Raw genomic sequence first — 16,113 nt, 5'->3', positions numbered from 1 at the left:
CTGATTCCATCTCGAACTCAGAAGTGAAACGAGCCCGCGCCAATGATAGTGTGAGGTTTCCTCATGTGAAAGTAGGTCATCGCCAGGGTTTTATTCTTAAAAAGCGGCTTCGAGCCGCTTTTTTTTTCAACAATGAAATCTTCCATAAAAACCATGAATAGTGCTTGGAGGCTTTAAGTTCTTTTTCCACGAACCACTAGAACTTAGATTCATGCTTGAATAATTTATTATTTAATTTCCTTCAGTTACGTGTTTCCCCATGGGGTTTATAATTGATTTTTATTTGACTTTAGTTTAAGTTAATTTTATTTAAGGATAGGTTGTAGTTTATGTTAGTCCAACGAATTTTGGATTTTATTGAAACTCTAGAAAAGGAAAGTACGCTCACTCAATGTGATAAGAAGCTACGCGAATGTCTTGCAGATCGCTTTTCTAAATGTAAGCCAACTGATACGTTAGCTCAGGATGATTTGCTTTTTCTTCTCACCTGTTATAAAACTCGGTGGGAAGCGATTGTTGATAACGATGATTATATGCTTAATCCTTCAGCGCTCAATCAATATTGGATTGATTTAGCTCGAGAACTTGGTCCAGTGGTAGAAATTAATTATTTAAAAATATTGATACCAACTTTGACTAATGAAAAGGATTTAAATGATTTTTCGTCGCTTAATGAAACGGTTAATCTTTTTAATTTTTATCTTGGTTTTGGTGATAATACTTTATATAGAAAACTAAGCTTTTGTAAACACTTAGAAAAATGGCAATTTGAATTATCGACATACAGATCTGAGAAAAAGTTAAGCGTTGTTACAATAGATGAATTAGCACGTTTAAAATTGTGTAAGCAAACCACAAGGGAAGTAAGCGTAGACTCCGAAATTTTCAAAAACTTTTGGGATCTGATGCGTAAAAAAGTTTTTGTTAATTTAAGAGCACATGGCCGTATGCCTATAGCCTTGTTACCTCACTTAATGGAATTAGTTGAGCGATACTTTTATTTGCAATCGAATAAAGTGGAATTTACAGAATTCAAAAAAGAGATAAAAAGTTTTTTCCATCGTTTATATGAATACGAACTAGTGGATGTGAATTTCTTGTATGGCTCAAAAATTAAATATAAACAAAATGAAGAATACTTATTGGATGTATTTATCGCCCTTCATACTGCAAAGGATTATTCTGAGTTGGAGTATGAAATAAAAGCATTAACCAAATGGTTATTTAAATATAACTCAGATTTAAAAGCTACAAGTAAAGAATTAGAGCCTGTTTACCAAGAGTTATCAGAGGTTATCGAAGAAGACCAAACTTCATTTGATAAAACGGATGCTTTTATAAATTGTTGTAAACTAATTGTTTCGCTATTCACCACTCAATTCGAGCTATCTATTCTCTGTACGCGACAAACCTCTAGTCTATGGGATAAAGAAAATACGGTATTTCCAGAGGCCTATACCATTCTTACTGTGTTGTTGCCATTCGTTGCAGCAAATAAACCTAAAGCTTTGGAAGCGGCGTATGAAGATATTATCCGCGATCTTGTTAGTCCTTCAAAAAAAGATACAGGCTGGTTTTCATGCTTTACACGTCATAAACCAACAGTTAAATGGTTAGAGCTTGTGCAAAAATGTAAATTAAATGAACTTGGCGTTTATTGGTTTGAACCGGAGCGCTTGTTTAATGCCCTAATCCTTTTTAAAACAAATAATGAGTCTGTAAAGACTCGGACTCATCAATTTTTAGATGACATAATCCAAACTTATGCGCAAGATGAAAATGAGCTCATGAAGCAATTTAGAGTCAATGTCCTATTCACTGAATTTCTAAATGGACTTAGCGAACATCATCGAACCCATTTGTTGAGATTAATTAAACTGTGTGATCTAGACATGGCAAAATCGCGATTTCTTATTAACTGTAGTAAGCATATCAACAAACAGGTATCCAAATTATGTCAAGGCCTGGAAAGTTCCTCACCATCCTTTTTTCCTATGTCTCCAAAAAGAGATAAGGTGGAATTTTTTAAGTTCTCTGAAGTAAAAGATGTTCAATCAATGATAGTAAATTATAAAAACCAATGGTCTCAACTAACTCTTGAACCGAGGAAAATGGATAAAATAAGTGATTATTTATTTAATATAAGTCAGCCGATTTTAAGCATCGCCCAAAAAGAAAATGCTAAAAAGTGCAGTCGGCCAATACTTGATTATATTGGTCAATATAACTAGTTTTATTTATAACCGTACCCAAAATTCTTTATATTGCTTTAGATGCAAGTCTTCTTTATGTCCAGAGGGGAGTTTAGTTGGGTATTGGTATGCAAAAACTGGATAAAGTAGAAGAAAGAAAAAAACTGGTTATGAAAGACCTCTAGTCAATGAATTAAAATGAATTAAGAGGATAAAGAAACGTGGTAGTGGCAGTTTATCTGAGCTTCAGCGTGCCTAGTCTAGCAGTATATTTTATTTATGCCTCATGTTCGATGCTGTTAATGGCTAAGTAGGTTTTAGGTGTATTGTCCACAAAGCCTGATGAAATTTTCATATCGTTTTTCCGAAATTAAACCCTCTTCTTTTGCCTTAATGATAGCGCAATGTGGCGTATCTTTATGAGTACAATTTCGAAATTTGCATTCTGACAAATAGGGTCTAAATTCGGGATAACCTCGTGCGATTTCAGTGGCATCTATGTGCCATAAACTAAACTCCCTTACTCCCGGTGAGTCTATTAAAGCACCGCCACTTGGCAAATGATAGTATCGTGAGTTGCTGGTTGTATGTCTACCTAATTCAGATAATTCAGAAATTTCATTTACGGAGATATTTTGTTCGTGAGGCAAAATACTTGAAATAATCGATGACTTACCCACTCCGGATTGGCCTACGAACACGCTGATTTGATGATTTAATATGTGTTTGAGTTGTTCTAAACCCTCAGCAGAGTTTTTATTTGTTAGTACTATAGGATAATTAAGTGTTCCATAATCCATGCATAATTGTTCTTTGAGACGGTCACATGGTAAATCAGTTTTATTTAATAGAATTACTGCCTGTAAGTGTAGTGTTTCTGCCATAACTAAATAGCTATCAAGTAACGGCCAAGATATTTCTGGTTTCGGTGCGATGACAATAATGAGTTGCGTAATATTGGCAGCGACAGGTTTTATAAGCCCCGAGCTGGTTGGTTTTGCCAAGACACTACTCCGAGGATAAAGGCTAACCACTACTCCTTGCTTGATTCCTTCAGATTGCCAAATGACCTTATCTCCTGCTACCAGTGTCTCTAAATTGGGCCTAATAGAGCAACGTATGTGCCTCCCCTTGATGTCTTCTAGTTCAACGTGTTTACTAAAGCGAGTAATGACTAATCCATCAGCCAGATCATCATGATTTTTTCTATTCACATGATAATTTTGTTGAATTTTTTCAATACGGGCAGATTGTTGTTTACTAATACGTCTTTTACTCATAGTTCAGATCTATAATATAATGATTAAAAATATTCTTAGCTCGAAAGAAAAATTAAGGCTAAATAATCATACAGTATGAAGGTAAATGAAATTTAATGAAAGTCTACTTAGTGGGTGGTGCTGTACGCGATGAATTATTGAATCTTCCAGTAAAAGAACGTGATTGGGTTGTTGTCGGCTCCAATCCGGATGAGTTATTGGAAAAAGGATTCAGACAAGTTGGTCGAGATTTTCCTGTTTTTTTGCATCCGAAAACCAATGAAGAATATGCTTTGGCGCGAACAGAAAGAAAATCTGCGCCAGGATATTATGGTTTTTCCTGTAATTTCAGTAAAACGGTAACCTTAGAGGAAGATTTAGCACGCCGTGATTTAACCATTAATGCAATGGCTCGAGATGAACAAGGACAGCTTATTGATCCATATCATGGACTGAAGGATTTAGAAGCTAAGATACTCCGTCACGTATCTCCAGCCTTTGTTGAAGATCCAGTCCGTGTACTGCGTATTGCTCGTTTTGCAGCACGCTTTCATCATTTAGGTTTTAAATTGGCTGATGAAACACGTTCATTGATGTATACAATGGTTCAACGAGGTGAGTTGGCTCACTTGGTCGCTGAACGCGTTTGGCAAGAATGGCAAAGAAGTTTAGAAGAACAAAATCCTGAACAATTTATAATTACTTTACGCTCCTGTGATGCCTTGCGGGTAATTTTACCTGAAATTGATCGGCTGTTCGGCATCCCTAATCCATATCGTTATCATCATGAAGTAGATAGTGGTGTTCATACTTTGTTGGTTTTGCAAGCGGCGGTAACTTTAACCAAAGATCCTGTGATCCGATTCGCTGCATTGGTACATGATTTGGGTAAAGGTTTATCGCCTATGCACAATTGGCCAAGCCACCATGGCCACGAAGAGCGTGGTGTTGGCATTGTTGATGCCTTGTGCTTTCGATTACGAATTCCCAATGATTATCGCGCTCTAGCAATTATGGTTTCGCGAGTTCATTTGAACATCCACCGATTATTTGAATTGAAAGCGAGTACTATAGTGAAGATTTTGGAGCAAAGCGATGCATTTCGCCGTCCACAACTCTTCTATAATATGTTAATTGCATGTGAATCAGATGCAGCAGGTTGTGGTCGAGCTATTGAGTATCGACAAAGTAAATTATGGAGCTATTTGCTTACTGAATGTGCTAAAGTGAATAGCCAAGCGATCATCGCAGAAGGTTATAAGGGTGAAGCAATTAAACACACCCTACATCAAAGACGAGTGGCTTGTGTAGAATTGATATTAAACTCCTGGGAAACAAATGAAAAATAATCAAAATTTAATTTGGATAGATTTGGAAATGACAGGACTTGAGCCTGAAAAAGATAGGATCATCGAAATTGCAACAGTGGTGACCGATCCACATTTAAATATAATTGCTGAAGGCCCCGTTTTTGCTATTTCTCAATCTAAGGTGTTGCTCGATGGTATGGACTCCTGGAATACCCGGCAACACGGCCAATCCGGTTTAGTTGATCGGGTTTTACAAAGTCAAATCAGCGAAGCGCAAGCCGAGCAGTTAACCATTGATTTTTTAAAACAGTATCTTGATAAAGGTAAGTCGCCAATGTGTGGTAATAGTGTGTGTCAGGATAGGCGATTTCTTTATAAATACATGCCAGAACTAGCTGCATTTTTTCATTATCGAAATTTGGATGTGAGCACATTAAAAGAATTAGCTATTCGTTGGCGGCCTGAATTGTTAAATGGTGTTATTAAAGAATCAAAACACCTTGCCCTGGACGATATTAAAGACTCTATTGCAGAGTTGGTATATTATCGTCACCATTTTATAAATTTGTTGGATGTAAAAAAATGATACAGAGAGAGCGACTGGAATTACCTAATGATGCAGACAAGTTATTGCTGCATTCATGTTGTGCACCTTGTTCAGGTGAGGTCATGGAAGCGCTTATTAGTTCAGAAATTAATTTTACTATCTTTTTTTATAATCCGAATATTCACCCTATTCAAGAATATGAAATTAGAAAAAACGAAAACATTGGTTTTGCGCAAAAACATAATATTCCATTCATTGATGCTGACTATGATAAGGATAATTGGTTTGCTCGTGCGAAGGGTCTAGAATGGGAACCTGAGCGTGGCAAGCGATGTAGCATGTGTTTTGATATGCGTTTTGAGCGCACAGCCTTGTATGCTTACGAACATGGTTTTCCTATAATCAGCAGTTCTTTGGGAATTTCACGCTGGAAAGATATGAATCAAATTAATGATTCTGGAGTTCGTGCGGCAAGCAAATACCCTAATCTTGTGTACTGGACTTATAATTGGCGAAAAAATGGAGGTTCCGAACGCATGTATGAAATTGCCAAGCGTGAAGAATTTTATAAACAAGAATATTGTGGGTGTGTGTATTCTTTACGTGATACGAATGCATGGCGTAAGCAAAAAGAACGTAATCGAATAAAAATTGGCATTAACTATTATTCTGAAGAGCAAAAAGAAGATCAAAAAAACGAAGGAACGTTATGAGCACGCATTCTCACGGTGATTCACATCATCATCACCACCATCATGGACCAAATAATGCTACGGCGACTTATGATAAAGCCTTTATCATTTCCATAATCGCGAACGGCATTTTTGTAATTATACAAATTGTTTTTGCTTATTTATCACATTCGACCAGTTTATTGGCTGATGCGTTTCACAATTTAGGCGATGTTTTAGGTTTGGTATTAGCTTGGATTGCTACCGTACTTATGAAACGTGCGCCCACTATGAAAGCGACCTATGGCTTAAAAAAAATATCCATACTCTCAGCATTGGCCAATGGAATCTTGTTAGTTTTTACATGCGGCATTATCGCCACAGATGCGGTCTATAAGCTGTTTTCACCCTCTGAAGTTCAAGCTTTATCGGTTATGATTGTCGCAGGAATAGGTATCGTAATTAATTCCGCTACTGCTTTATTATTTGCACATGGTTCTGACGATTTAAATATTAGAGGAGCTTATTTACATTTATTTTATGACGCCTTGGTTTCAGTAGGTGTTGTTTTGTCAGCCGCCTTATTGTACTGGACTGGTTGGCAATGGATAGATCCTGTGGTTGGTTTATTGATCGCCTTGGTGATACTCAAAGGTACTTGGGCTTTATTTGCGGGTAGTTTCAGATTAATTATTGATGGTGTTCCTGATAATATTTCTTGGACCGCCGTGAGCGATTTTTTATTAAGCAAACCAGGGGTTAAAGGTTTTCATGATTTACATATTTGGGCAATGAGTACCCAAGAAAATGCGATGTCGGTTCATTTGCATATGCCTGATGACATGCTTTCCGATGGATTAAGAGCTGAGTGGGTCGAACAGTTACGTCAAGAATTTAATATTCAGCATGTAACTATTCAGGTGGAAAAGACCAATACTGATTGTAATGACGCATGCCATCATCCAAAGTTTTTATAGAAAATAAATTGATTGGCGTGACGCTTGGGATTTAATTGTTAATGAAAATTAGCGTTACACCCAATCAAGAATTTTATACAAAATCAGCACCAGCCCCTATAATTGCATTAACCTGCTAAACTATAAGACATATGACATCTCTTAGTAGGAAAAAGAGAATGGATAAGTCTTCTGAGAATAATGAAACATTCTCTGATCCATTGTTAGATTGTTTAGTAATTTTAACTATGCTAAATCATCGCCCTTTGTCTGCAGATGTACTTCGAGCTGGATTGCCTCTGGAAAATAATAGATTTACACCCGCCTTATTTGTACGTGCAGCGGAACGAGTTGGATTCTCGGCACGTATAGTGAAACGATCCCTTCATCATATTTCAAAATTAGTTTTACCGGTTGTGTTGCTTTTAAAAAATGATCAGGCATGCATATTAAATAAGATCATTGATTCAGGAACAGTCGAACTTATTTTGTCGGATCATGGCGGAGGTGTTCAACAAAAATCATTAGATGATTTGGAAGAAAGTTATATTGGACATGCCATATTTATTGCTCCTGTTTTTAAATATGAAACACGTGCTGAAGCAACTGCAACAGAAAAAATAGACAAGCTTTCCTGGTTCTGGAGTACTTTATCTCGTTATCGATATATTTATATGCAAGTCGTCGTTGCAGCATTCATAGTTAATCTTTTTAATCTGGTTATGCCCTTATTTATAATGAATGTATATAACCGCGTCATTCCTAACAATGCCAATGTGACGTTATGGGTACTCGTTATAGGGGTTTTGATAATTAATTTTTTTGATTTCATTTTAAGACTATTACGCGGGTATTTAATTGATGTGAGTGGAAAAAAGGCGGATGTTGTGATGGCAAGCACTTTATTCCAACAAGCAATGAGTATCCGCTTAATGAATAAACCCAACTCTGTAGGTGCTTTTGTAAATAATTTGCGTGAGTTTGAAGTGCTTCGAGATTTTTTTACCTCCGCAACACTAACTACAATTATCGATTTACCCTTTGTTGTTTTGTTTTTCGTGCTTATCGCGTATTTAGGCAGCTGGCTTGTACTGGTTCCTCTTATTGTAGTGCCGCTTATCTTACTTGCTGCATATCTTATTGAGAAACCAATGCGTGAAGCGGTATTAAAATCATTGCAAGGGGCAATGCAAAAACATGCATTATTAGTTGAAACAGTTACGGCTATTGAAACGGTTAAATCGTTAAATGCTGAAGGCCAAATGCAAAAAAAATGGGAACAATATGTTGGTACTACCGCACGAGATTCACTAAAAATGCGATATTTCTCTAATTTGATCATCACGATTACTAATTACGGTCAAGGGTTTATTACCGTGGGTATGATTGCTTTAGGTGTATACATGATTGAGGAAGGCAGCATGACTTTAGGGGGATTAATTGCCACAAATATTTTAGCGGGACGAATTTTAGCACCTCTTTCTTCATTAGCAGGAATTTTAACTCGGTTGCAGCAAGCCAAGTTATCATTGGAAAATCTGAATTGTTTGATGTCATTGCCTGTTGAGCGTCCAGAAGATAAGCGTTTTTTGCATCTGCCCAAAATAGAAGGAACAATAGAATTCGATAAAGTCAGTTTTCAATATCCTGGGCAACAAATCCTGGCACTTGATCAAGTTTCTTTTAAAATCAAGGCAGGGGAACGGGTAGCCATTATTGGACGTATTGGTTCGGGTAAAAGTACTATTCAACGATTAATTCTTGGTTTATATCAACCCAAGGAGGGCAATATTTATATAGACGGGGTTAACATAGAGCAACTAGACCCTGTCGATTTAAGGAAGAACATGGGCTTTGTTCCTCAAGATAGCATGTTATTTTATGGAACCGTACGAGATAATATTTCTATGGGAATGCCTTGGGCTGATGATGCAGCAATTATCAATGCAGGTTATCTTGGTGGTGTTGACCGATTTGTAAATCATCATCCAGAAGGATTTGATATGATGGTTGGCGAGAGAGGGGAAGGCTTATCAGGAGGACAACGCCAATCTATTGCCTTGGCTCGTGGACTATTATCTGATCCACCGATTTGGTTATTTGATGAGCCAACCAGTGCCATGGATATGGCTACAGAACAAGAAACGATTCAGCGCTTATTAACACTTAAAGAACGAAAAACCATTTTATTAGTGACACATAAAGTATCATTATTTCCTTTAGTTGAACGACTTATTATGATGGATAATGGCCATATTATTATCGATGGCCCAAAAAACGAGGTTATTGAGGTTCTGCAAAAAGCACAAGCTCTTGAGAAGCAAAAGCAGTCCCAACAGTTTTCATCTTCAATACCAAATCAGGAAGGTAAATAAATATGGCTTTGAAGAAAAATAAGAAGGATAAAAAATTTTTTTCTGAAGATGAGGATTTTATTCCTGACTCTAAAGCCGCGTTATTATCGAAAACAACAGTGGTTGCGAACAGCATTCTTTTTATTGTTTTAATGCTTATTATTTTGGGAATAGTGTGGTCTTATTTTGGAATGATAGACGATGTTGTTATCGGTGAGGGAAAAGTTATCCCTTCATCGGAAGTTAAAATTATCCAAAGCTTAGATGGCGGAATTATTAATAAAATTATGGTTCAGGAAGGGGAAATAGTTCGTCCAAACCAAATTCTGGTAACTCTAGATGATACTCGGTACAAGGCAGATTATAAAAATGGCTATCATCGATATCTTGCCCTTTCTGCCACAGTAGCCAGGCTAACGGCACAAGCTTATGGTAAACCAAGTATTCAGTTTTCTGCTGAGTTAAAAGAAAATGCTCCTGATCTCGTAGATAGAGAAAATTATTTATTTAAAACCCAACTCGATTCGCTTCATTCAGAATTGGAAAATTTACAACAATATTTAGATCTGGCTAAAGAGCACACTAAAATGTATGAGAAATTAACACTTAAGGGGTATGCATCTAAGGCGGAATACATTCGAACTAAGGAAATTATTGCAGAAATTCAACAAAAGATATTAGAGAAAAAAAATCAATATCAAAATACTGCATGGACTGAGCTCAACCAGCAAAAAGCAGAGTTAATGAGTTTGACGGACTCATTAGCTTCTTTAAAAGATAAAATGGTACGTACTCAATTAAGATCACTCGTTTATGGTGTAGTTAAAAAAATTAATATTAAAACTGAGGGAGGAGTTGTTACTCCTGGTGAAGATATTTTGGAAATTGTTCCTTTGTCAGATAAGTTACTGATCGAAGCAAAAGTAACGCCCAAAGATATCGCTTTTATTCATACCGGACAAAAGGTATCCGTTAAGATTACTGCTTATGATTATACAGTCTACGGCAGTTTAAATGGAGTTGTTACTTATATCAGTGCGGATGCAATTGAAGAATCAAATGCTAAATTATCTGGGGGAGCATCAATAACCTACTATATGATCCGTGTACAAACCGATAAAAATTATTTAGGAAATGATAAGCATAAGTTACCCATAATTCCTGGTATGACCGCCAATGTTTTTATTAAAACAGGCAAAAAAAGTGTTCTGGACTATATTCTTAAACCAATTTTTAAAGCCAAAGAGGAGTCTTTCAGGGAAAGATAAGGATTATTACCTCGTAAATTTAAAGATATTTTAATTTTAACAAGTGAAAAACGGAATTTTTTTGCATAAATCGATTTGAATAAAATTTAACCAGTAACTATACTTTAAATAATATATATGATGTTTTAAATGATACTCCCACTACTTGAAGGTATCGGTTTGTTCAGGTGTTTAATAACGTGCAGGTACTAAAGTCATGGAAGAATTAAGAACCTTGCCCGCTTGGTTTTAGGTGTTCTTATGGCTTCCACGATTACCTCCCCTAATGAAGCATTAGCTTTACTACTGAAGACGATTCGCAATAGTAATCAAGAATTAATTTTAGCGAACAAAATTACTAACTACGGTAATGGGAGTTTAAATTTATCGCTTAATTCAAATTATGGTATAGGCATTGTAGGAAATGGGAATAATAATATTTCCTTAACCGGAAATAATAATGTTCTTACAGTCGGTAATGGTAAAGATACCCTCTCCATTTTAGGTAATAATAATCTTGTAATTGTCGGAAATGGTAATGATTCGGTAACACTTTCGGGTATAAATGAAACCTTGTTTATTGGAAATGGTAATAACCTAATTAATGCCTTATCTTCTTCAGGCAAAGATGTTATTACTGCAGGTAATGGGAATAACACTTTAAATCTTGGATATGCTCATGTTGCGAGTAGCATGGTGCAGCTAAGTGCCGCAAATTTTGCAGTAACATTAGGTCAAGGCGTTAACACAGTTCATTCTTTAACGACAGGGAGTACGGTTATAAATTTGGGAAATAATAAAAATAGTGTTGATGCGGGTGTTGGTTCCTCTGTTATAACAGGAGGAAGCGGTGCGGATAAGATGACTTATGAAGCTAATCTAAACGCCGTAGCCCACGGCGGGTCGTCTATATATAACGCAGGCAAAGGGATTGATGTTTTAGAACTGAAAGTAAGCTATGGACAACTTAATTCTGCCGAATTTAAAAATAATGTCTTAGGTTTTAAAGCAGCTGTTGCTTCAGGAGCAGAAGTAAATAATTTTTACAAATTTTCTTCCATTCCATTAAGTGTTAAAGGTTTTGAACAAATAAAAATCGTTGCTGAAAATCTAGGAGCACCTAAAGCATCATTTACTCCAACTTCAGTTCGTGAAAGCACCCCTGGTGCCAAACTAGGCACCTTATCTGCAACAGACATTGATGCTAAGGATCAACACTATTGGTTAATTATGAACAATAGTGCTAACGGAGCGCCTAAGTATGTCGTGGCAAATGAAAGTACTCAAGTAATTAAGGGTTTAACCTGGTTTAATGGGGTAAATGGCCCTGAAACTCTAAAATTAGCTGCTGGCGCAGTACTTGATGATTCAACTCCAAGTATGTTACCTATTAAAGTCGCTGTAGCGGATATAGCTCAATTACAAGCAATAAAAGCCGGAACTTTACAAGTTAGCGCGTTACCGACTCATACTTACAATGTTCCTGTTACTGCGGTTCCAGTACCTCCTACCTCATTAAAGGTAACAAGTCCTGGGGGGAATGAAAATGCATCGATACCATTAAATATAAGCGCTACAACACGTTATGCTGGTGACGTATTAACCTATAAAATCACGGGGGTCCCTGCAGGTGGTTCTTTATCTGCGGGGACACATAATCAGGATGGTAGTTGGACGCTTACTGCCGCACAAATTGTTGGGTTAACTTTTAAATCCGGAGTTAATCAAGTGTCTGGTTCTGTGACTCTAAATGTAGTTGCTACTTCTACATCTCCTAAAGGTTTATCCGCAAGCATGAATCAATCAATAAAGGTTGGCGTTAATCCTGTTGCTGATGCTCCTATTTTAAGTACGCAGGCGGTTAGTGGGAATGAAAATACCGCCATACCTCTTAATATAAGCGCAAAACTTCCCGTGGGAGATACCACGGATGTGCTGTCAGTAAAGATTGGCAATGTTCCCGCTGGAGCCACTCTAAGTTCAGGAGGCATTGCTTTAATCGCTAATAGAGATGGAACTTATACGCTCAATCCGAATCAATTGCAGGATCTTGCCATTAAGTTAAATGGGCAATTATCCAGCACTACCAAGCTGGCATTAGCAATAACTGCCAAATCTATGGTAGGCACTTCAGTAGCTACTACGACGGCAACGCAAGTCGTAACCGTTAATCCCGTCGCCGATACTCCTATCTTGACTACTCATTCGGTTTCTGGAAATGAAGGTGCTGCAATACCCCTTAACATAAGCGCATTACTTCCCGCAGGAAATACCACGGATGTGTTGTCAGTAAAGATTGACAATGTACCTGCTGGAGCGACTTTAAGTTCAGGAGGAATTGCTTTAGTAGCCAATAGAGATGGAACTTATACCCTCAATGCGAGCCAATTGAAGAGTCTTGCCCTTACCTTAAATGAACAATTATCCAATACCACCAATATTGCTTTAGCAATAACCGCTAAAGCTGTAGTCGGAACTTCAGTTGCTACGGCGAAGGCTACACAAGTTGTGACCATTAAACCGGTTGCCGATACCCCTATCTTAGAGACGCATTCGGTCTCTGGGAATGAAGGTGCTGCAATACCTCTTGATATCACTGCGTTACTTCCCTCAGGAAATACTACAGATGTGCTGTCGCTAAAGATTAGCAATGTTCCTGCTGGAGCGATCTTAAGTTCTGGGGGGACTACTTTGGTTGCTAATACTGATGGTACTTATACGGTTAACGCGAGCCAATTGCAGAATCTTGCCCTTACCTTAAATGGACAATTATCCAGTACCACCAATATTGCTTTAGCAATAACTGCTAAATCTTCTGTCGGAGCTTCAGTTGCCATTGCAACAGCAACACAAGTAGTAACCGTTGTCCCGGTTGCCGATACTCCGACTATAACCACACAACCGGCTAGTGGGAACGAAGGTTCTGATATACCTCTTGATATCACTGCGTTACTACCCGCAGGAAATACAACCGATGTGCTGTCCGTAACGATTTCTAATGTCCCTAGCGGAGCGACCTTAAGTTCAGGGGGGACTGCGTTGGTCCCTAATACGGATGGGACTTATACACTCAGTCCGAGCCAACTGGAGGAGCTTACCATTAAGGTAACTGAACAACTTGCCAGCACAACCGATCTTTCATTAACCGTCACGGCCAAATCTAGGGTAGAAAATTCAGTCGCGACTGCGACCGCAACACAAGTAGTAACCGTTGTCCCGGTTGCCGATACTCCGACTATAACCACACAACCGGCTAGTGGGAACGAAGGTTCTGATATACCTCTTGATATCACTGCGTTACTTCCCGCAGGAAATACCACCGATGTGTTGTCCGTAACGATTTCTAATGTCCCTAGCGGAGCGACCTTAAGTTCAGGGGGGACTGCGTTGGTCCCTAATACGGATGGGACTTATACACTTAGTCCGAGCCAACTGGAGGAGCTTACCATTAAGGTAACTGAACAACTTGCCAGCACAACCGATCTTTCATTAACCGTCACGGCCAAATCCAGGGTAGAAGATTCAGTCGCCACTGCGACCGCAACACAAGTAATAACCGTTGCCCCGGTTGCTGATACCCCGACCTTAACAACACAAACAGCTAGTGGGAGCGAAGGTTCTGCAATTCCTCTTAATATCACTGCATTACTACCCGCAGGAAATACCACCGATGTGCTTTCCGTAACGATTTCTGATGTCCCTACCGGCTCAACTTTAAGTTCTGGAGGAACAGTTTTGGTCGCTAATACGGATGGGACTTACACACTCAGTGCGAGCCAATTGGCAAATCTTACCATTACGGTAAATGAACAATTGGCCAGCACAACCGATCTTTCATTAACCGTCACGGCCAAATCCAGGGTAGAAGATTCAGTCGCCACTGCGACCGCAACGCAAGTAATAACCGTTGCCCCGGTTGCTGATACCCCGACCTTAACAACACAAACAGCTAGTGGGAGCGAAGGTTCCGCAATTCCTCTTAATATCACTGCATTACTACCCGCAGGAAATACCACCGATGTGCTTTCCGTAACGATTTCTGATGTCCCTACCGGCTCAACTTTAAGTTCTGGAGGAACAGTTTTGGTTGCTAATACGGATGGGACTTACACACTCAGTGCGAGCCAATTGGCAAATCTTACCATTACGGTAAATGAACAATTGGCCAGCACAACCGATCTTTCATTAACCGTCACGGCCAAATCTAGGGTAGAAGATTCAGTCGCCACTGCGACCGCAACGCAAGTAATAACCGTTGCCCCGGTTGCTGATACCCCGACCTTAACAACACAAACAGTTAGTGGGAGCGAAGGTTCTGCAATTCCTCTTGATATCACTGCGTTACTCCCCGCAGGGAATACCACAGATCTGCTGTCCGTAACTATTTCTAATGTCCCTACCGGCTCGACCCTAAGTTCTGGGGGGACTGCGTTGGTCGCTAATACGGATGGGACTTATACACTCAGTGCGAGCCAATTGGCAAATCTTACCATTACGGTAAATGGGGACTTAACTGGCACCACCGATCTTGCATTAGGTGTAACGGCTTATTCCACTGTAGAAAATTCAGTAGCCACTGCGACAGCTACTCAACTAGTTACCGTTACTCCAAATGCTTCGGGAGCTCTAAGTTCTGGAGCTGATGGCTCAACCGTGACCTCAGGTACGACAGATGGTTCAACTACCGCAGGTACGATAACGACAGGTTCAACGATAACAACGACAGATGGTTCAGCTACCGCAGGTACGATAACGACAGGTTCAACGATAACAACGACAGATGGTTCAACTACCGCAGGTACGGTAACGTCAGGTTCAACGATAACAGCGACAGATACTTCAACTGCGACAGCGGCAAATACTTCAACTGCGACAGCGGCAGATACTTCAGCTGCGACAGCGGCAAATACTTCAGCTGCGACAGCGGCAAATACTTCAGCTGCGACAGCGGCAGATACTTCAGCTGCGACAGCGGCAGATACTTCAACTGCGACAGCGGCAGATACTTCAACTGCGACAGCGATAGATATTTCAACTGCGACAGCGATAGATACTTCAACTGCGACAGCGATAGATAGTACAACTACGACCGTAACAAATAGCTCACTAGCCTCTGGGGGTGATGGAGCAAGTTCTGGACCGGTGATTCTTGAGCAAATTGTTGGAACTGGGATAGTGGATACATCCTATACCTCTTTTGATTCGAATGTGTCTGTTCCCACAATTGATTTAACTCAACAAGATAGTATTTTAGATGTAAGTGCACAAAGTGTTTTAAGTGTGACTGCTTCTGATAGTAGTTCAACTGTGACAGCAGTAGACAGTTCAACTGTGACAGCAGTAGATAGTTCAACTGCGACAGCAGTAGATAGTTCAACTGCGACAGCAGTTAGTTCCATTGCGACGGCAGATAGTTCGATTGCAACAGCAGATAGTTCAACTGCACTAGTTGCTGGCCAAACAGCTGCGACTCTATCATTACAAGGAACATATACAGATATAGGTATAGGTGGTGTAGAAGTAAATCATACCCTGGCCTAATTCAATGGCTTGCGTGAGTAGCGTAGTTTAAATCGG

9 protein-coding genes and 1 rRNA gene are annotated in these 16,113 nt (G+C 39.0%); 9 read left to right on the top strand and 1 reads right to left on the bottom strand.

Going from position 1 to position 16,113, the window contains the following annotated elements; genetic code table 11:
• Both rrf and ACWTEW_RS36065 read left to right on the top strand, forming a co-directional pair.
• Positions 1 to 88, top strand: a 5S ribosomal RNA gene (rrf, locus tag ACWTEW_RS36070); the annotation flags it as partial.
• Between the two features lie 241 nt (positions 89 to 329).
• The gene (locus ACWTEW_RS36065; protein WP_454782795.1) at positions 330 to 2,231 is read left to right on the top strand and encodes a hypothetical protein; all 1,902 of its coding nucleotides are present in this window, start codon (positions 330 to 332) and stop codon (positions 2,229 to 2,231) included.
• A 278-nt stretch (positions 2,232 to 2,509) separates the two neighbouring features.
• Here the strand turns inward: ACWTEW_RS36065 and rsgA are convergent, their stop codons facing one another.
• Positions 2,510 to 3,472, bottom strand: coding sequence for a small ribosomal subunit biogenesis GTPase RsgA (gene rsgA / locus ACWTEW_RS36060; protein WP_454782794.1), 963 nt, complete (start codon positions 3,470 to 3,472; stop codon positions 2,510 to 2,512).
• Between the two features lie 95 nt (positions 3,473 to 3,567).
• Here rsgA and ACWTEW_RS36055 point away from each other — a divergent pair, with 95 nt between their 5' ends.
• From ACWTEW_RS36055 to ACWTEW_RS36025, 7 genes are all read left to right on the top strand, one after another.
• Entirely contained in the window at positions 3,568 to 4,800 is a 1,233-nt protein-coding gene (locus ACWTEW_RS36055) for a multifunctional CCA addition/repair protein (protein WP_454782793.1), read from the top strand.
• Positions 4,790 to 5,347, top strand: coding sequence for an oligoribonuclease (orn, locus tag ACWTEW_RS36050; protein ID WP_454782792.1), 558 nt, complete (start codon positions 4,790 to 4,792; stop codon positions 5,345 to 5,347). Before ACWTEW_RS36055 ends, orn begins: the two co-directional genes overlap by 11 nt.
• Positions 5,344 to 6,021, top strand: coding sequence for an epoxyqueuosine reductase QueH (locus ACWTEW_RS36045; RefSeq protein ID WP_454782791.1), 678 nt, complete (start codon positions 5,344 to 5,346; stop codon positions 6,019 to 6,021). Before orn ends, ACWTEW_RS36045 begins: the two co-directional genes overlap by 4 nt.
• Positions 6,018 to 6,956, top strand: coding sequence for a cation diffusion facilitator family transporter (locus tag ACWTEW_RS36040; protein ID WP_454782790.1), 939 nt, complete (start codon positions 6,018 to 6,020; stop codon positions 6,954 to 6,956). Before ACWTEW_RS36045 ends, ACWTEW_RS36040 begins: the two co-directional genes overlap by 4 nt.
• Positions 6,957 to 7,114: 158 nt before the next feature.
• Complete coding sequence (locus tag ACWTEW_RS36035) at positions 7,115 to 9,310, top strand: type I secretion system permease/ATPase (protein WP_454782789.1); 2,196 nt, start codon at positions 7,115 to 7,117, stop codon at positions 9,308 to 9,310.
• A gap of 2 nt (positions 9,311 to 9,312) precedes the next feature.
• The gene (locus tag ACWTEW_RS36030; protein ID WP_454782788.1) at positions 9,313 to 10,557 is read left to right on the top strand and encodes an HlyD family type I secretion periplasmic adaptor subunit; all 1,245 of its coding nucleotides are present in this window, start codon (positions 9,313 to 9,315) and stop codon (positions 10,555 to 10,557) included.
• 240 nt (positions 10,558 to 10,797) lie between these two features.
• A complete protein-coding gene (locus tag ACWTEW_RS36025) occupies positions 10,798 to 16,077 on the top strand; it encodes a beta strand repeat-containing protein (RefSeq protein WP_454782787.1) in 5,280 nt (1,759 codons plus the stop codon).
• The last annotated feature ends 36 nt before the right edge of the window (positions 16,078 to 16,113 follow it).

The organism is Legionella stuttgartensis, assembly GCF_977063405.2.
The sequence above is the reverse complement of the archived record's forward strand: the minus strand, read 5'-3'. Positions and strand labels throughout refer to the sequence as shown.